General features: G+C 67.1%; 14 protein-coding genes. 2 read left to right on the top strand and 12 right to left on the bottom strand.

Going from position 1 to position 18,920, the window contains the following annotated elements:
* Together MK313_RS12525 and MK313_RS12520 are read right to left on the bottom strand one after the other, a co-directional pair.
* Positions 1-1,351: GumC family protein (locus MK313_RS12525; protein ID WP_287781895.1), on the bottom strand; the 1,351-nt coding region annotated here is incomplete at its 3' end.
* Between the two features lie 40 nt (positions 1,352-1,391).
* Complete coding sequence (locus tag MK313_RS12520) at positions 1,392-1,937, bottom strand: polysaccharide biosynthesis/export family protein (protein ID WP_287781894.1); 546 nt, start codon at positions 1,935-1,937, stop codon at positions 1,392-1,394.
* Positions 1,938-2,405: 468 nt separating this feature from the next.
* Between MK313_RS12520 and MK313_RS12515 the strand changes: the two genes are divergently transcribed.
* Entirely contained in the window at positions 2,406-3,656 is a 1,251-nt protein-coding gene (locus tag MK313_RS12515) for a hypothetical protein (RefSeq protein WP_121221588.1), read from the top strand.
* Positions 3,657-3,678: 22 nt separating this feature from the next.
* Here the strand turns inward: MK313_RS12515 and MK313_RS12510 are convergent, their stop codons facing one another.
* From MK313_RS12510 to MK313_RS12500, 3 genes are read right to left on the bottom strand one after another with little or no spacing between them, the layout of a single operon-like run.
* Entirely contained in the window at positions 3,679-4,653 is a 975-nt protein-coding gene (locus MK313_RS12510) for an NADPH:quinone reductase (RefSeq protein WP_287781893.1), read from the bottom strand.
* A complete protein-coding gene (locus MK313_RS12505; RefSeq protein WP_287781892.1) occupies positions 4,653-5,930 on the bottom strand; it encodes an MFS transporter in 1,278 nt (425 codons plus the stop codon). Before MK313_RS12505 ends, MK313_RS12510 begins: the two co-directional genes overlap by 1 nt.
* A 7-nt stretch (positions 5,931-5,937) precedes the next feature.
* Positions 5,938-7,671, bottom strand: a complete 1,734-nt coding sequence (locus MK313_RS12500) for an IlvD/Edd family dehydratase (protein ID WP_287781891.1) — start codon at positions 7,669-7,671, stop codon at positions 5,938-5,940.
* A 139-nt stretch (positions 7,672-7,810) separates the two neighbouring features.
* Between MK313_RS12500 and MK313_RS12495 the strand changes: the two genes are divergently transcribed.
* On the top strand, positions 7,811-8,488 hold the full coding sequence (locus MK313_RS12495) for a GntR family transcriptional regulator (RefSeq protein ID WP_287781890.1): 678 nt from the start codon (positions 7,811-7,813) through the stop codon (positions 8,486-8,488).
* A 201-nt stretch (positions 8,489-8,689) separates the two neighbouring features.
* Here MK313_RS12495 and MK313_RS12490 read toward each other — a convergent pair whose 3' ends face one another.
* The 7 genes from MK313_RS12490 to argH form a co-directional block, all read right to left on the bottom strand.
* Positions 8,690-10,132, bottom strand: coding sequence for a multicopper oxidase family protein (locus MK313_RS12490; RefSeq protein ID WP_287781889.1), 1,443 nt, complete (start codon positions 10,130-10,132; stop codon positions 8,690-8,692).
* 4 nt (positions 10,133-10,136) lie between these two features.
* The gene (gene glpK, locus MK313_RS12485) at positions 10,137-11,636 is read right to left on the bottom strand and encodes a glycerol kinase GlpK (protein WP_287781888.1); all 1,500 of its coding nucleotides are present in this window, start codon (positions 11,634-11,636) and stop codon (positions 10,137-10,139) included.
* Between the two features lie 38 nt (positions 11,637-11,674).
* Positions 11,675-13,171: a glycerol-3-phosphate dehydrogenase gene (gene glpD / locus MK313_RS12480; protein ID WP_287781887.1), complete on the bottom strand. Its 1,497-nt coding sequence runs from the start codon at positions 13,169-13,171 to the stop codon at positions 11,675-11,677.
* Positions 13,172-13,288: 117 nt separating this feature from the next.
* On the bottom strand, positions 13,289-15,910 hold the full coding sequence (locus tag MK313_RS12475) for a TIGR02302 family protein (RefSeq protein ID WP_287781886.1): 2,622 nt from the start codon (positions 15,908-15,910) through the stop codon (positions 13,289-13,291).
* Positions 15,911-15,986: 76 nt separating this feature from the next.
* On the bottom strand, positions 15,987-17,285 hold the full coding sequence (lysA, locus tag MK313_RS12470; RefSeq protein ID WP_287781885.1) for a diaminopimelate decarboxylase: 1,299 nt from the start codon (positions 17,283-17,285) through the stop codon (positions 15,987-15,989).
* A 20-nt stretch (positions 17,286-17,305) separates the two neighbouring features.
* Positions 17,306-17,458: an LPS translocon maturation chaperone LptM gene (gene lptM / locus MK313_RS12465; RefSeq protein ID WP_287781884.1), complete on the bottom strand. Its 153-nt coding sequence runs from the start codon at positions 17,456-17,458 to the stop codon at positions 17,306-17,308.
* A complete protein-coding gene (gene argH, locus MK313_RS12460; protein WP_287781883.1) occupies positions 17,455-18,882 on the bottom strand; it encodes an argininosuccinate lyase in 1,428 nt (475 codons plus the stop codon). The genes lptM and argH overlap by 4 nt, the downstream gene beginning before the upstream one ends.
* Positions 18,883-18,920: the final 38 nt, after the last annotated feature.

The raw sequence follows: 18,920 nt of genomic DNA, 5'->3' as shown, positions 1-18,920 counted from the left end.
CCCAGCCGGCCGCCTGCGCCGCCTGGCGCGGAACGGCGGCCGCCGATACCAGCCGCGCATCGAAGCCTTGCTGGGCGCGCTGCGCCAGCTCGCTCTCATTGGCGCGGGTCAGCACCGCCTCATAGAGCTGGGTGCGGGTGCGCAGCTCCTCCTCTAGGGCACGGATCGCCGCCTCCGCCTCATTTTGGCCTTCGACCAGCGCGGTCAGACGCTCGACCTCAAGCTGCAAGGCGCGTTCGCGCACCCGCGCTACCTCGGCCTCATTCTCCAGGCTGGCAACCAGCTTGCGCACTTCCTGCGCGATGGTGCCGCGCAGCTCCTCCAGCTCCGCCTGCGCCTCGATGAGGCGCGGATGTTCCTCGCGGTACTGGGTGCGCAGCTCGGCCATGCGGCGCTGGATGGCGGCTTCCTGCAGGCGCAGTTCGCGCACCAGCTCGGTATTCAGCACGATGCTCGCACTGTCGATGGCGCCGGGCCGGTCCAGCAGCCGGCGCACCTGCTGGGCGCGCGCCTCGGCCTCGGTGCGCTGTGCCACGGCAGCGACAAGCTGGGTGCTGACCTGGGACAGCTGGTCGCGCTGCAGGGAATTGCCGCCGACCTCCACCACGCCGGAGCGGCGGCGATATTCCTCAAGCCGGCGCGCGCTTTCCAGCACGTCGGCGCGCAGGCTGTCCAGCTTCTGGCTGAGCCAGCGCCCGGCGCGTTCGGCGGCGCTGTCGCGACGGGTCGTCCTGCCTTCGAGATAGAGCTGCGCCGTCAGGTTGGCCGCCCGCGCCGCCAGCGCCGGATCGGCAGCGGTGAAGCCCACCGTCAGCAGGCGGGCGCCATCGGCCGGCGTGACACTCAGCCGGTCAAGATAGGCATCCGTCGCGCGCTCCAGCGGGTCGGCGGCGGGGCTGGCCAGCAGCGCTTCGCCCGTCAGCTCCGCCAGCGCGCGCCGGGCGGTGTCCATGGCAACACCCGCCCAATAGAGCAGCGGATTGCCGTCCGCCGCCAGAGTGTCGGGATTGCCGGCCAGTCCCAGCTCTTGCACCGCCTGGCTGGCGAGATCGCGGGATCGCAGCAGCCCCGCCTCGGTCAGCAGCGCGGTGCGGTCCACCGTCCCGGCGGCGAACTGATTACCCTCGCGTGGCTCCAGCACCAGCACCGCCTCGGCGCGATAGCGCAGGGGTTGAACCAGGATCAAGCCGGCGCCCAGCGCGAAGACGACAAGGCTCACACCGATGAACAGCCCCTTGCGCCGGCCAATGGCCGCGCCGAGCCCGCCTTGCGCAGGCCTCGCCCAGGCCGGTCCATCCTGCATACCGGACACAGGGCCATGCCCCGCCCGGTAGGGGGTCAGTTCCGTCATGCCCGCTCTCCCCCCTGTCTCATGATTGACTGTCCCATGACTATCGCCGGGACCGGCCGATTTCGATCACATCGCCCGGCAGCACCACCATATCCGGGTGCCCGGCGATCTCCCGCCGTCCCTCGGTCTCGCCGCGCAGGATCGTGACCGCCGGAACTGCTGTATCCGCGCTGTAGCCACCCGCCAGGGCCACTGCGCGGCGCACATCGAGTGCCGGCTGATAATTGTAGCTGCCCGGCCGTTCGACACTGCCCAGCACGAAGACAGGCCGGTAGCGCGCGACCTCGACCGCCACCTTGGGGTTGACCAGATAGCGCGCGTCCAGCCGTTCGGCGATGGCGTCGCGCAAAGCCCCCGCCGTGCGCCCGCCAGCCTGTACCGCGCCCAGCAGCGGCATGGCGATCTGCCCCCCGGCGTCCAGCTCCGCCTCGGTCGTCAGGTCGGGCTGACCCCAGACCGTCACCCGCACCTTGTCACCCGGCGCCAGGGCATAATCGGCGAGGCTGACCGAAGGAGCGGGAGCCGCTTCCGGGGTGCTTTTCGGTGTCGCGGCGCAGCCAACCAGGGCGACCGCAAGCAGGGACACAACCGCCCACGCCCGCAGGACGGCCGCTGCATCTTCAAACATCTTGCGTTTCATCGGACGCCCACCCCAACCAATGCCCGGAATCACGGCATCATATCGCATTCGGACGGTCAAGATGGAGGTTAGATGCGAAATCGCGAGAGCGGTACCTCTATCCGCCTGAAATACCGGGAGTAATGGCCGCGCTAGCGCCATGTAGGATCATGTTTTGTCTGGATATAATTAAAATTATATGTAATTATCTTGCCTCTGATCGCAACGGCTTGCGAGAGAAACACTGATTTAATGACCGAACTTTGATAAAAGACCTGGATACCTGTAGAAGTTCCGCCGCGACAGGTCGCGCAAGGAACCCGGTGTCCCACGGCCACGCGAACACGCCGTCTCGCGAGGGTTTCGACGGCAAGCAAACCACAAGGGCGCAACAGCGTCTGACGGCATAATGATCCGCAAGTTGGGGAGCGGTAGATGGCAATATTGACGCAAGCAGCACAGGGCGGGCAAACCGCCCGCGGTCCCAGCCAGGAATATATGCTGCTGGACTATCTGCAGCGCCTCAGCCGGAACAATCTGGAAGACCGCACGGCCGTGCATCTGCACCTGTCGCGGCTGCGCCCTAACAACCGGCGCGACCACCATATCCGCATCGCCGCCGCGACCTTCGAGGGCATTGTCCAGAATTACGAAGGCCAGACCTTCATCCTGTCCAATTCCGACATCTTCTTCATCTGCAAGGGCGCAACGCTGCAGGACATCGACACCGCCGTCATGAAGGTGCGGTTCCTGTTCAGCGAAGACCCGCTCGCCCAGGGCGACGAGGAAGAGGACATCCACAAATTCTGCACCTGGTACAACATGGAGAGCCAGTACGACGACGTGCTGGAAGTCGCCAAGAAGATGCACCGGGAGCGCGAGCGCCAGGCCCGCATGAATGCTACCGCCGACCCCAAGGCGGGCGCCAAGCGCAGCGGCCGCCGGCCGATCGAGCCGGAGCAGCTGGGCAAGCTGGAGCAGTTCCTGGCGCGTGCCGACATGTCGAACCTGATGCGCCGCCAGTCGATCTGCGCGATCACGCCGGGCATGCCGCCGCAGCCGGTGTTTCAGGAGCTGTATATCTCTATCCCCGACCTGCAGAACACGATGCTGCCGGAATACGACATCGGGGCCAATCCGTGGCTGTTCCAGCATCTGACCCAGACGCTGGACAGCCGCATGCTGTCGCTGCTGATGCGCAATGACGACAGCTCGATCGCCAGCTCCTTCTCGATCAACATGAATGTCTCGACAGTGCTGTCGCCGCAGTTCCTGAACTTCGATTCCAGCCTGAAGGCGGTCGCGCGCGGCACCGTTGTCGTAGAATTCCAGAAGATCGACATCTTCGGCGACATGGGCGCTTATGTCTTCGCCCGCGACTTCCTGCGCGAGCGCGGCTACCGCATCTGCCTGGACGGGCTGAACCACCTGACCATCCAGTTCATCGACCGCGAGCGGCTGGGCCTCGACCTCCTGAAGGTGATCTGGACGCCGGACATGGCGGAAGACAATTCGGGCAACCGCCTGGCCGAGCTGAAGCAGCATGTGGATCGCTGCGGCCGCGCCCGCATCATCCTGTGCCGCTGCGACAATGACGAGGCGGTGCGCTTCGGCCAGTCGCTCGGCCTGACGATGTTCCAGGGCCGCCACGTCGACAAGATGCTGGCCGAGGGGCGGCGTATCTGACACCGCCCCATCGCCGCGCTTTCTAGGCGATATCGATCAGCAGCGAACCCTGAATCTCGCCAGCTTCCAGCGCGGCATGTGCGGCCGGCACCTGGTCCAGCGGGAAGCGCCGGTCGATGCGGTGCTTCAGCCCGCCTTCCTTCAGGCAGCGCGTGATGTCGGCGAAGGCCTGGCGCTTTGCAGCCTCGGGCATGTCGAAGATCGCCACCATGCGGATGTTGGTGTTCTTGTACATCAGCAGGTGGAAGGGCAGCACCGGGGCTGGCATCGAGTCGGAGGCATAGGTTGCGATGGTGCCGTTCGGGCGCATCAGCACCGTGACCGCCTCGATATTCGTGCCGAACGCCACCTCCACCACATGATCGATGCCCTTGGGTGCGGCCTGCTTCGCCGCCTCCAGCAACTCCTTGCCGTGCGGGATCGCGACATCGGCGCCCAGCGCCTCAGCCTCGGCGCGCTTCTCCGGCGTGGAGGCGGTGGCGATGACCCGTGCACCCGCCCACTTCGCCAGCTGCACGGCATAGCGCCCGACCCGGCCGGTCGCCCCGGTCACCAGCACGGTCTTGCCGCTGATATCGCCATCGGCGAACAGGCTGCGATGTGCGGTGACCGCTGGCACGCCAAGACAGGCACCGTCATCGAAGCCGATCCCATCCGGCAGCGCGATGGCGTAATCCGCCGGCACGCAGGTGAACTGCGCCGCCGTTCCGAAGGGGCGCTTGGCCTGCGCGGCGAACACCCAGACCCGCTGGCCGATGCGGGACGGATCGACGCCCTCGCCCACCTTGTCGATGGCGCCCGCCCCGTCCTGATGCGGGATGATCCGCGCGAACCGGTCCAGCTCCCGCCCGTTCGAGCGGCGCTTGCTGTCGGTCGGATTCACCCCGGAGACGGCGAGCCGCACCCGCACCTCGCCGGCAGCGGGGATCGGATCTGGCATCTCGCCGATTGTCAGAACCTCGGGCGTACCCTTTGCCTCGTACCAGACCGCGCGCATCAGTTTCTCCCTTGCGATAGAGGCTGAGGAACCCGGTCCTCCGCCCGTGCGTAATAGGCCAGCGCCAGCAGCGTCACCACTGCCAGCGCCGCGAACAGGAACCGGTAGGGCAGATCGGTCGCCCCCGGCACGGACGCCGCCACGAAGCCGATCAGCACGCCGCTGGCCATCTGCAGGGCGGCGGCACCGGTCTGCACCGCGATGTTCACCGTGGTGATGCCGCGCCCCACCAAGTGGTCGGGGAACAGCGTGCGGCCATGGGCGACGACGATGACGTTATAGGTATTGAACAGGGTGAAGCCGATCAACAGCGCGGCCACCAGCCACAGGCTGGATTCGGCGAACATCGCAAGGCCGGCAAGGCAGGCCATGCTGCCGCCGCCACCCGCCAGCACCAGCTTGCGGCGGCTCTGGATGCGGCGGTCCAGCGGGCTGTAGATCAGCGTGCCGGCAATGATGGCGAGGCTCATCCCCAGCAGGATATTGCCCCGCTCCACCCCTTCCAGCCCGTGCACATCGTGCAGGAAGGGGGCCGCCCACAGCCCCAGCACGGTGATGGTGCAGGCATAGGTCACGAAGCCCGGCGCCAGGATGTAGGGTAGTTGCGGGTTGCGGAACACCGCCTTCAGCCCGGCCCAGATATCGGCGCCGCTCTCGCGTTTGCGGGCGAGGAACTGGTGGCCGGGCGGGGCGTCGCGCACACCGGCCAGCACCGCCAGCACCACGGCCAGCGTCACCAGCCCCATGACCAGGAAGGTGCCGCGCCAGCCCAGCCATTCGGTCGCCAGCGCCATCGGAGTGGTGGCCAGCAGGTTGCCGGCATTGGACAGGGCGATCATCCAGCCCATCGTCATGGTGAAGGAGCGCGCATCGAACCAGCGCGCCAGCACCACGAAACCGCCCATCATCACGCCGGCGCAGCCGATGCCGATCAGCACGCGGGCCAGCACGACATGCCAGTAGGTCTCCGCCAGGAAAAACACGACGGACCCCGCCACCGCGAACAGCATGGTGCCGGCGATGGTGAGGCGCGACCCATAGCGGTCGAGCAGGATGCCGGTCGGGATCTGGGTCAGCGCGAAAGTCAGGAAGAAGGCCGCCGTCAGCATGCCCATCTCACTGGCCGACAGCGCCAGGTCGCGCATCAGCTCCGGCGCGATGACGCCGGTGGCCGAGCGGAAGAACTGGCTGAGGATCGCCGCCAGGCCGAGGCAGAGAAAGATGCGGATGACGGTGGCGCGCCAGCCTTCCGGCCGCCTCTCTCCTGCCTCGTCCATGAATGGCTCAGCCCTTCGCCAGCGGAGTCTTCGCCTTGACCGGCGGGACCAGGAAGTCGAAATCGACGCCCTTGTCGGCCTGCGTGACCGTTTCCATCAGCAGCTTGCGGTAGCCGCGGTCATCCTCCGGCCGCAGCGGCCGTGGCGGCAAGGAGGCGCGGCGGCGTCCGATCTCCGCCTCGTCCACCAGCATGTCGAGCCGCCGGCCGGCAACGTCGAGGCGGATGCGGTCGCCGGTGCGGACCAGCGCCAGCGGCCCGCCATCGGCGGATTCCGGCGTCACATGCAGCACGATGGTGCCCGCCGCCGTGCCGCTCATGCGGCCGTCGGAAATCCGCACGATATCCTTCACACCCTGGCGCGCCAGCTTGCGCGGGATCGGCAGATAGCCGGCCTCCGGCATGCCGGGATGGCCCTTGGGGCCGATATTCTGCAACACCAGAATATCGTCTGCCGTCACGTCCAGATCGTCAGAATCGATGCGCGCGGCAAGGTCTGCGGCATCGGCGAAGACGACGGCGCGGCCCTCATGCTGCATCAGCTTCGGATTGGCGGCGGACTGCTTGATGATCGCCCCGCCGGGACACAGATTGCCGCGCAGCACAGCGATACCGCCCTCGGCATAGATCGGGTCCTTGGCGGTGCGCACCACATTCTGCGGCCAGGGCTTGGGCGCGGCCTCGATCTCCTCGCCCAGGGTGCGGCCGGAAACGGTCAGGCAGTCGAGATTCAGCAGATGCTTCAGTTCGCGCAGGATCATCACCAGCCCGCCGGCCTTGTGCAGGTCTTCCATGTAGTAGCTGCCCGACGGCTTCAGATCGACCAGCACCGGCGTATCGGCCCCCAGCCGGTCCACCGCCTCCAGATCGACCTCGATGCCCATGCGCCCGGCCATCGCCGTCAGATGCACGAGGCCGTTGGTCGAACCGCCGATGGCCAGCAGCACGCGCAGCGCATTCTCGAACGCCTTCGGCGTCATGATCTTGTCTGGGGTCAGCCGGTCGGCGGCGATACGCACAGCGGCAGCGCCGGTTTCCTCGGCATGGCGCTGGCGCGCGGCGGAGACGGCGGGCGGACAAGCGCCGCCCGGCAGCATCATGCCCAGCGCCTCGGTCACCAGCGCCATGGTGCTGGCCGTGCCCATGACCGAGCAGGTACCGGCAGTCGGCACCAGCTGGTCGTTCACCTCGGCGATTTCCTGATCGTCGATCTCCTCGGCGCGGTAGCGGCCCCAGAAGCGGCGGCAATCGGTGCAGGCGCCCACCCGCTCGCCACGATGGCTGCCGGTCAGCATGGCGCCGGTGACCAGCTGGATCGCCGGGACATTGGCGGAGGCCGCGCCCATGAGCTGCGCCGGCACGGTCTTGTCGCAGCCGCCGATCAGCACAACCGCATCCATCGGCTGGGCGCGGATCATCTCCTCCGTGTCGATGGCCATGAGGTTGCGCAGATACATGCTGGTCGGATGCGCGAAGCTCTCATGCAGCGAGATGGTGGGGAATTCGATGGGCAGCGCGCCCTGCAGCATGGCGCCGCGCTTCACCGCCTCCACCAGGTCGGGCACGTTGCGGTGGCAGGCATTGTAGCCGCTGAAGGTGTTCACGATGCCGATGATCGGCCGGCCCAGTGCATCATCCGTATAGCCCATCGCCTTGATGAAGGCCTTGCGCAGGAACAGCGAGAACCCGTCATCGCCGTAGCTGGTCAGTCCCCGCGACATGCCGCGCTTTTCGCTGCTCATCCTTGTCCTCCCCGTTTTCTTCACGTGCCTGACAATAGACCGTCCTTGAAATTGTCAACAATCCTGTTCTACGCATGGCTTGCCTATGGTTAGCTTGAGGCTGCAAACCGCAGGCGGTTTTCACCAGGCGGACGGAAGCATGAGCGAAGCACTGGCACTGGACGGGGAGACCCCGCAGGACCGCATCGTGCAGCGGATCGAGGAGGATATCGTCTTCGGTCGGCTGCACCCGCGCGAGCGGCTGGTCGAGGAAGCGCTGGCCGAACGTTTCGGCGTGAAGCGCCATATCGTGCGCGAGGCGCTGGCCGACCTGGAGCGGCGCGGGCTGATCGAGCGCTTCCGCAACCGCGGCGCCATGGTGAAGGCCTATACGCCCGAGGAGGTGGAGCAGCTCTATGCCGTGCGCGCGCTGCTGGAAACCAGCTGCGCCGAGATGCTGCCGCTGCCGATGGAGCCGGCCCGCCTTGCCGAGCTGGAAGCGCTGCAGGACGAGCATGATGCAGCAGTGGCGGCGCAGGATTTGCCGCGCATCTTCCGCCTGAATGTGCAGTTCCACCGCGTGCTCTATGCCGGCTGCGGCAATCCCTATCTCGCCGGCGTCATCGACGAATTCGCGCAGAAGACCCACGCCATCCGCTTCTATTCGGTGGTACAGCCGGAGACCATCGCCTATGCCCGCGATGACCATCGGGATATCCTGAAAGCCATCCGCGAGGGTGACCGGCAGCGCCTGATGGAAATCTGCCGGCGTCACCTGATGCCCTCGAAGGAGGCCTATATCGATGCCTACCGTCGCCGCTTCGGCCTGATCGAGTAGGGCGCCTTCCGAGCTCAGGGAAAGTCGCTGGAGCCCAGACAAACCTCCAAACCGTCACCCCCGCACTTGTTGCGGGGGTCCAGGCCTCGGCTCACTGGATCGTGTACCGAGCAGGCTGAAGCCTGGATTCCCGGCACAAGGCCGGGAATGACAGTCTAAGAAAACCCGAAGATTGAGTATCACGCCGTCCAGAGAGCGCCCCTAACCCACCTCGAACAGCCCCATCATGCCGCCTTCCTGGTGCTCCAGCACATGGCAGTGCAGCATCCACATCCCCGGATTATCGGCCAGGAAGGCGATCTCCGCCGTCTCGCGCGGGGCCAGCAGCACGGTGTCGAGGAAGGCGTCGTCCGCGACCGGCTGGCCGTTGCGGGCGATTACCCGAAAGGCATGGCCATGCAGGTGGATCGGGTGGAACCAGGCGGTATCGTTCTCCAGCACCATGCGGCAGCTCTGCCCCTGCTTCAGGCGGAACAGCGGGTCGTGCAGATGGCCGCTGACCGCCTCGCCATTCACCGTCCAGGCAAGGCCGTGCTGGAACATCTCGCGCAGGCCCACGGTACGCCCGTCCATGCGGGCGCTGGCCATCTGGCTCATCATGCCGCCGCCGAAATGCACGCGGTGGGTGACCGCATTGGCCAGATCGGGCGCCGGGACGGTATTGGCCGGCAGCCGGATCGACGCATTGAGCGGGCTGTCGCGCAGCGGCGCCTCGTCCGAATAGGCAAGATCGACGAAGCGGTAGTGCATCTGCCGGTAGAACCGGTCCACCACCTGGAACCGCTCGCCCGGCCTGCCCTGCATGTCGAGGATGATATCGGCGCGCATGCCCGGCCCCAGCACCACCTGCCCGTCCTTCGGCGCGTGCGGCGTCACCGGGTGGCCGTCCAGCGCCACCACCTGCGGCTGGTGCCCCTGGAACTCCAGCGCGAACAGCCGCGCATTGGCGACATTGACGAGCCGCAGCCGCAGACGCTCGCCCGCCCGCACCGGCAGCTGCTCGGTCAGCCTTCCATTCAGCGTGACGGTGTTGCCGATGCGCCCGTCATGGGTGCGGCCATGCATGTCGCCGAAGCCGCCGACGATCTGCGCGTCGCGGCCCAGCCGCCAGTCATCCAGCAGCCACACCATCTCTCGGTCCACCCGGACCGGTTCGCGCTCCTCCACGATCAGCGCGCCGGACAGGCCGCGCCCAAGCTGTTCGGAGCTGCCGAGATGCGGGTGATACCAGTAGGTGCCGGCGTCGGGCAGGGCGAAGCGGTAGGTGAAGCGCCCGCCCGGCGCGATCGGGTCCTGCGTCACATGCGGCACGCCGTCCATGGCGTTGGGCAGGCGGATGCCGTGCCAGTGTACGGTAGTCGCCTGCTCCAGCCCGTTCTCGACAGCGATCTCGATGGTCTCGCCCTGCAGCGCGCGGATTTCCGGCCCCGGCACGCTGCCATTATAGCCCCAGATGGCAGTATCGGGATGGCCGTTGCCGACCAGCGGTGCGGTCGCCGGCATCGGCTTCAGCGCGAAGCGCCGGACGCCATCGGCCGCCGGGGTCGCCGCCAGAGAGGGCCGGGGCAGAAACGCCGCCGCCACTCCAAGAGCCCCTCCGGCGATCAGCACATCACGGCGGGAAAGCGGCGGCAGGCGGTGCATGACTCTACTCCTCGGCAGCAAGCAGCGTGGCTTTGACGGCGCGTTTCCAGCCCGCGAACTTGCGGGCGCGGGTGGCCTCCTCCATGTCGGGCTCGAAGCGGCGGTCCAGCTTCCAGCGCTCGGCGAATTTCGCCGGCTCCGGATAGAATCCCGCCTTCAGCCCGGCCAGATAGGCGGCGCCCAGCGCCGTCGTCTCCAAGACAACTGGTCTGTCCACCGGCGCGTTCAAGATGTCGGCCAGGAACTGCATGGTCCAGTCGCTGGCGACCATGCCGCCATCGACGCGCAGCACCGTGTCGCCGCTCGCTTTGCCCCAGTCGCCCTGCATCGCCTGCACGAGGTCCCGGGTCTGGTAGCACACAGATTCCAGCGCCGCCCGCGCCAGCTCCCTTGGCGTCGTGCCGCGCGTCAGGCCGAACAGCGCGCCGCGCGCATTGGCGTTCCAGTAGGGCGCGCCAAGGCCGGTGAAGGCCGGCACCAGATAGACATCCTGAGTGTCGTCGGCGGCATCGGCCATGGCCGCCGTCTCCGAGGCCTTTTCGATCACGCCCAGCCCGTCGCGCAGCCATTGCACGGCGGCCCCGGCGACGAAGATCGAGCCTTCCAGCGCGTAGGTCCGCTTGCCGTCCAGCTGATAGGCGATGGTGGTGAGCAGCCGGTTACGCGAGATCACCGACTGGCTGCCGGTGTTCATCACCGCGAAACAGCCGGTGCCATAGGTCGATTTCAGCATGCCCGGCTGGAAGCAGGCCTGGCCGACCGTTGCCGCCTGCTGGTCGCCGGCCACGCCAAGGATGCGGATGGAGCCGCCCAGAATCTCCGGCGCGGTATCGCCGAAATCGGCGGCGCTGTCCTTCACCGCCGGCAGCAGCGAGGCCGGCACCTGGAACAGCGCCAGCATCTCCTCGTCCCACTGCCCGCGATGGATATCGAACAGCAGGGTGCGCGCGGCGTTGGTGGCGTCGGTGACATGCGCGCGGCCCTGCGTCAGCCGCCAGATCAGGAAACTGTCGATGGTGCCGAAGGCGAGGTCGCCAGCCTCGGCGGCGGCGCGGGCGCCGTCCACATGGTCCAGCGTCCAGGCGATCTTGCTGGCCGAGAAATAGGGGTCGAGCAGCAGGCCGGTCTTTGCCGTCACCTCCGCCTCATGGCCTTTCTGCTTCAGCGCGGCGCAGAAATCGGCGGTGCGGCGGTCCTGCCAGACGATGGCCTTGTGGATCGGCTTGCCGGTGCGGCGGTCCCAGATCACCACCGTCTCGCGCTGGTTGGTGATGCCGATGCCGGCGATATCGGACGCCGAGACGCCGGCCTTCTCCATCGCCTCGCGGCAGGTCGCCACCACACTGTCCCAGATTTCCTCGGCATCGTGCTCGACCCAGCCGGAGCGCGGGAAATGCTGGGTGAACTCGCGCTGGGCGGTGCCGCGCACGGCATAATCCTTGTCGAACAGGATGGCGCGGCTGGAGGTGGTGCCCTGGTCGATGGCCAGGATGCAGGACGGCATGATGGTCCTCCCTATTTTCTTTTCTTGGTCTGACAACCTCAGCTTGGACGGTTCCGCATCCAGCCGTCCAGTGCCTCGGCCTGTTCTTTCGTAAGCCTGAGACCGAGCTTGGAGCGCCGCCACAGCACATCGGCGGCACTCACCGCCCATTCACGGTCCATCAGATAGGCAACTTCGCGCTCATACAGATCAGCACCGAAATGCTGACCCAGCCCCGCCGTGTCGGTGACACCCTCCAGCAGTTCCACCGCCCTGGTGCCATAAGCGCGCACCAGCCGCCGGGCAAGCGCCTCCGCCAGATAGGGATGGGCCGCGCGCAGCGCCGCGACCTGATCGGCAAAGCCCAGCACCGGGAAGTCACCGCCGGGCAGCGTCGCCCCCTCGGTCCAGGGCCGGCCCATGCCCGGCAGATGCGGCTTCAGCAGCGCCAGCGCGGATTCCGCCAGCTTGCGGTAGGTGGTGATCTTGCCGCCGAAGATGTTCAGCAGCGGCGCGCCGCCTTCCGGCGCGTCCAGCTTCAGCACATAGTCGCGCGTGGCGGCCTGCGCCTTCGACGCGCCATCGTCATAGAGCGGGCGCACGCCGGCATAGGTCCACACCACCATGTCAGGCGTGACCTGCTGTTTCAGATAGCCGCTGACCGCATCGCACAGATAGCGTGTTTCCTCCTCCGAGATCGCGACATGCGCCGGATCGTCCTTGAAATCCTGGTCGGTGGTGCCGATCAACGTGAAGTCGCGCTCGTAGGGGATGGCGAAGACGATGCGCCCGTCGCTGTTCTGGAAGATGTAGGCCTTGTCATGGTCGAACAGGCGCGGCACCACGATGTGGCTGCCCTTCACCATGCGGATGCGCGCCGCAGCGTTCTGGCCCACACCCTCGGTCAGGAAGCGCGACACCCAGGGGCCGGCGGCATTCACCAGCGATTTCGCGCGGACCGTCTCGCGGCTGCCGGCGGCATCCTCCACCGTCACCTCCCACACGCCCTCGATTCGGCGCGCCCCGGTGCAGCGGGTGCGGGTGTGGATTTCCGTGCCGCGCGCCGCCGCATCCATGGCGTTCAGCACGACAAGGCGGGAATCCTCGACCCAGCAGTCGGAATACTCGAAGGCCTTCATGAAATCGCCGGCCAGCGGCGCGCCGGCGGCATCGCGGCGCAAATCCAGCGTCCGCGTGCCCGGCAATATCTTGCGGCCGCCCAGATGATCATAGAGGAACAGCCCCAGCCGGATCAGCCAGGCCGGGCGCAACCCCTTGTGGTGCGGCAGCACGAAGCGCAGCGGCCAGGCGATGTGCGGGGCCATACCCAGCAGCACCTCACGCTCGATCAGCGCCTCGCGCACCAGCCGGAACTCGTAATATTCCAGATAGCGCAGCCCGCCATGGATCAGCTTGGTGCTGGCCGAGGAAGTGGCGCCAGCAAGGTCCTGCTGCTCGCACAGGAAGACGGAGAGGCCCCGGCCGGCGGCATCGCGGGCAATGCCGCATCCGTTCACGCCGCCGCCGACGATGGCGATGTCGAAAATCTTGCTCATGGAAGGTGATAGCATCTGCGCGCGTTGGAGAAACGCATGATCTAGACCATCCGCCGGCACTTCGCCATGGGGTTATTGTGCCGCACCCCTGTCAGAAGCGCCCCCAGAAACGGTTCATCAAAAGCGACGGAGCAGCCGGTCGATATAGTCCAGCTCGTATTCCGGGCGGCTGGTATCGCCGGAGCGGCGACGCAGTTCGTCGAAAATCTCGCGGGCGCGCTTCAGGTCGGACTGTTCGGGCACCTCGACATCGCCGGTCGCGAACTGGCCGTCATTATTGTAGGGCCGGCCGAACGGATCGCGCTCGCCCTGGCGGCGGCCCTGCTGGCCGGGCCGGTCCTGCCCCTGCTGGCCCGGCTGCTGGCCGGCCATCATCTGCTGGGCCATCTGTTCGGCCATCTGCTGCGCGCCGGAGCGCAGCTGGTCCAGCGCCTCCGTCTCGGCGGGGATCGCATCGCCCGGCTGGTTGCCGCGCAGCGCATCGCTGGAATCGCGCATGGCGCGTTCCGCCTGGCCCAGCTGGCGGGGAATCTCGCCAGCCTCGCCCATGCGCCGCATCAGGTCGCCCAGCGCACGGCGCAGCGCTTCCTGCAGGGCGGCCCCGCGTTCCGGCGTCATGCGCGAACGGCCATCGGCCTGGCCGCTGCGGCCCTCCTGCCCCATCTGCTGGTTCTGGTCGCCCTGCTGCGGCCCCTGCTGGCCCTGCATGCCGGGCTGCTGGCCGCGCTGCGAGGGGCGGTCGGCATTGCCCTGCATCTGCTGCTGCATGCGGAAGGTCTCGTCCAGCAGCTGCTGCTGCCGGCGGGTCAGATCCTGCAATTCCTGCAGAGCCTGCATCTGCTGCTGCATCTGCTGGTTCTGCTGCTGCGGCATCATGCCGGCGCGCATATTCTCCATCATCTGCTGCAGCTGGGAGAGCATCTGCTGCGCCTTGTCACGCGCGCCGGAGCGCATCATCTCGCGCATCTGGTCCATCATGCGCTGCAGATCCTGACGGTCGATCTGCTGCATCTGCGACGGATCGAAGGTCGGCGGCTGGATGCCCTGCTCGGCCATCTGCTGCATCTGCTCCATCATCGCTTCCATGAAGCGGTCCATGGCGCGTTCCAGCTCGTCCATCAGCCGCTCAAGCTCTTCCTCCGGCGCGTTGCGGGCCAGCGCCTCCTGCAGCCGGCGCTGGATGTCGCGCAGGTCGCGTTCGGCCAGCGACACACCGCCATCCTCCAGCCTGAGCGCGGCGTCCCAGAGCAGATCCTGCACGGCTTCGATGTCCTCACCGCCGGCATACAGCCGCGCGATGGCGGATTTCAGCGCGAGGAACACCACCTTGTCCTCGTTATAGGCCTGCGGCGCTGCGGCGACATCTGTCAGCTTTTCGGCGATATCCTCACGCGCCGCCGGGTCCAGCGTCAGCCGCTTGCGCTGCTCGATAATGGCGCGGGCGACCGGATGGGTGAATTCACGCTCTGGCAGGACCATGAGGAAGGGCGCGCTCAGCCCCTCCTGACCGATGGCGTCCTCCGCCTTCAGCTCGATCTGGACCGGCGTGCCGGCCCAGGGATGCGGGGTGAGGTCGTGATAGGAAACGGCACGCGCCTGCTTCGGCGACAATGCCGGCAATACCAGCGCCAGTTCCAGGGTCGCCGTGCCGATGATGGCCGCCCCCGGCTCGATGGAGGCGGTCCGGCGGATGATCGCGGTCACCTTTTCCAGCCCGTAATCGTCGCTGGCCTCATAATCCAGCTTCAGCGCCGCGCGCTCGCCGGCGGCGGGGTCGCTGTGGAAGGCGGCGATGGGCGCCTGGTCGGGCACCACAGCGATACGCCATTCCTGCAGGAGCGTGCCTTCCTGCTCGATGCGCAGCGTGCTGCCGGCAGTCAGCTCCGCCTCCAGCCGGTGATTGCTGGAATCGAGGCTCTCGAACGGCGTCTGGCTCCCTTCGATGCGCAGCACCGGCTGGCCCGTGCCGCCATGCACCTGCGCCAGCAGCTTGCTGCCGGTCGGGATGGAGAGTGTCGGCTGATCGCTCTGCGCAACGGCCGGATCGGCGGATACCGTATCGGTCTTCTTGCGCAGATAGAGCGGCGGCAGGCCGGTATAGGCCGGCGGGTTGATCCAGGCATCGACGGGCGGCGGGCCGGCCGGGGCGGCCCCGGCGAAGCTGGGCGTCACCGCGCGCAGCAGCCGGTCGTCGGCGTCGCGCCAGCCGGTGGCAACGGCAATCACCAGCAGCAGGCCCAGCGCCGCGCGCAGGCCCCAGACATCGAGCCGGGCAAGACCGGGCGAGGGCAGGCCGACGCGCAGGCTGCGCACCAGCCGGGCGAGCCGGGCCTGATGCGCCTGCCACAACGCCTGCGCCATCGGGTCCTTCGGATTGGAGCCCAGCGTATCCTGAAGCCCGGACAGCGGACGGTGGCCAAGGCCGCTGGCGGTTTCCAGCCGGCGCAGCGCGGCGCGGCCCTCGGGCAGGCGCAGCCGGCGCAGGTTGCGCACCGTCAGGAACAGGAAGACACCGAGGAACAGGACAAGCGCCGCCAGATGCAGCGCGAAGCCGAGCGACGGCAGGACATCGAGCAGAGCCAGCGACAGGAACAGGCCGGCGACACCGACGCTGGGCCAGAGGGCGGGCCATGCCGCCTCCCAGAACAGGGCGAGCCAGGCCAGGCGCGGCTTCAGGCCGCCAGCCACATTTCCGGCAAAGGCCGGCTGTCTATCCTGTTCCAGAGGGCTCCGATCCATGTCCGCTCCTTCCAACCCCATATCAGCGAGATGGGGGCGATATGCCGGATCGGAAAGACCGTTACCCGAAACCGGGCTAATCTTCTCCGGCTGCTGCCCGCCGGACCGGCTGCGCCGGCGAGAGCCAGTCGGGCAGTCGATCCTGGCCGATCAGCGTCTCGTAGCTGGGCCGGGGCCGCACCACCGCGAAGTCCCCGCCGCGCACCAGCACTTCGGGCGCCAGCAGGCGGGTATTGTAGCTTGATCCCATCACCGCGCCATAGGCACCAGCGGACTTCACCGCAAGCAGGTCGCCCGGCGCCAGTTCCGGCAACACCCGGTCTTTCGCCAGATAATCGCCGCTCTCGCAGATCGGACCAACGATATCGGCAGGATGCGGCGATTCTGGGGCGCCCGCGCGCTCCATCACGATATCGTGATGTGCCTCATACAGGGTCGGCCGGATCAGATCGTTCATCGCAGCATCGACGATGACAAAGCGCTTTGCCGTGCCCTGCTTCACATAGATCACGCTGGTCAGCAGCACGCCGGCATTGCCAACCAGCAGGCGGCCCGGCTCGCAGATCATCTCCGCCCCCAGCGGCGCGATCTCCTCGCGCACGATGGCGGCATAGCCTGCCAGATCGACAGTATGATCGCCGCGATAATCGATACCGATACCGCCGCCCAGATCGACGCGGCGGATATCGTGTCCCTCGGCGCGCAGGGCCTTCACCAGATCGGCCATGCGGCGGTAGGCGGCGCGGTAGGGTGCCAGATCCGTCAGCTGCGAGCCGATATGCATGGCCACGCCGACCGGATCGATATGCGGCAGGGCGGCGGCGCGGGCAAAGACGGATTTCGCCTGCTCGATCTCGATGCCGAACTTGTTTTCCTTCTTGCCGGTGGTGATCTTGGCGTGGGTCTTGGCGTCCACGTCCGGATTCACCCGGATGGCAACCGGTGCTACCAGCCCCAGCCGACCGGCAACCTCGTTCAGCAGCTCCAGCTCCGGCCCGGATTCCAGGTTGAACTGGTGGATGCCGGCCTTCAGCGCGAATGCCATCTCCTCCGCCGTCTTGCCGACCCCGGCGAAGACGATCTTCGAGGGATGCACGCCGGCGGCCAGCGCCCGGCGCAGCTCACCCTCCGACACCACATCGGCACCGGCGCCGCGCGCTGCCAGCGTAGCGATCACGGCCTGGTTGGAATTGGCCTTCAGCGCGTAGCAGATGCCGACCTTCATGTCGGCCAGCGTGGATGCGAGCGCATCGTACTGCGCCTCAATGGATGTGGCCGAATAGACGAAGACCGGCGTGCCGACCTGTTCCGCGATGCGCGCCAGCGGCACATCCTCGGCATACAGCCGGCCATCGCGATGGGTGAATGCGTCCATGATCCTGATTCCCGAACCGGTCAGCGCGCCGGATAGGTGCGCGGGTACTTGTTTTCCTTCTGGCCCTCGCCGGACGGCGGCGGCTCCAGCCCGCCCTTCTTGCCGCAGGCCGTCAGGCCGCCGGCCAGCAGCAGCGCAACGAGCAGAGTAATGCAGAGCGAGCGTGCCTTCATCCCAGACGCTCCTTCCAAAGCTTCGCCTGCTCCAGCACGCGCGCCGGCGCGGTACCGCCATAGCTGACCCGGCTCCTCACCGAATTGTCGATGCCCAGCACCTCGAACACCTCCTGGGTGATGCGCGGCTCGACGCCGTGCATCTGTTCCAGGCTCAGCTCCGACAGATCGACGCCATTATCCTCGGCCAGCTTCACCATATGGCCGGTGATGTGGTGCGCCTCGCGGAACGGAATGTTCAGATTCTGCACCAGCCAGTCGGCAAGGTCGGTCGCGGTGGCGAAGCCGGGCAGCGTCGCGTCGCGCATCGCCTGCCGGTTGGCCGTCAGGTCGCGCACCATGCCGGTCATGGCGGAGATGCAGAGGTCCAGCGTATCGCGGACCATGAACACCGGCTCCTTGTCCTCCTGCATGTCCTTGCCGTAGGTCATCGGCAGGCCCTTCATGACGATCAGCAGCGTGTTCAGCGCGCCGATCACCCGGCCAGCCTTGCCGCGCACCAGCTCCGCCGCGTCGGGATTACGCTTCTGCGGCATGATCGAAGAACCGGTGGAGAAGGCGTCCGTCAGCCGGATGAAGCGGAACTGCGCGCTGCACCAGATCACGATCTCCTCGGCCAGGCGCGACAGATGCGTCGCCAGGATCGAGGCGGCAGCCAGATATTCCAGCGCGAAATCGCGGTCGGCCACGGCATCCATCGAATTGCCCATCGGCCGGTCGAAGCCCAGATCCTTCGCCGTCATGTGCCGGTCGATCGGGAAGGAGGTGCCGGCGAGCGCAGCGCCGCCCAGCGGCGATTCGTTCATCCGCCGGCGCGCATCCTGGAAGCGGCCCCGGTCGCGCCCGAACATCTCGACATAGGCCATCAGATGATGGCCGAAGGTCACCGGCTGCGCGGTCTGCAGGTGGGTGAAGCCCGGCATCACCGCATCGGCATATTCCTCGGCGCGCGACACCAGGGCAGACTGCAGGTCGGCGATCTGTACATCGGCACGGTCGGCGGCATCGCGCACCCACAGGCGCACATCCAGCGCCACCTGGTCGTTGCGCGAGCGCGCGGTGTGCAGGCGGCCCGCCGCCGGGCCGATGATCTCGGTCAGCCGTGCCTCCACATTCATGTGGATGTCTTCCAGCGAGCGCTTGAAGGTGAATTGACCCGCTTCGATCTCGGCCAATATCTGGTCGAGGCCGGTCAAAATCTTGCCGCCATCCTCTGCGGTAATGACGCCGGTGGCGACCAGCATGCGGCAATGCGCCTTGGAGCCTTCGATGTCCTGGGCGTACATGCGCTTGTCGAAATCGATGGAGGCGTTGATCTTCTCCATGATTTCGGCAGGGCCGGTGGTGTAGCGTCCACCCCACATGGTATTGCCGGCATCGGCGCCGGTGTTGTTGGTATCGGCGTTCTTGGTTTCAGCGGTCATCTTGGCTCGCAACTCGGACAGGCTACCGGGATTGATGG

Source organism: Oceanibaculum sp. (assembly GCF_022449305.1).
GTDB lineage: Bacteria > Pseudomonadota > Alphaproteobacteria > Oceanibaculales > Oceanibaculaceae > Oceanibaculum > Oceanibaculum indicum.
The sequence above is the reverse complement of the archived record's forward strand: the minus strand, read 5'-3'. Positions and strand labels throughout refer to the sequence as shown.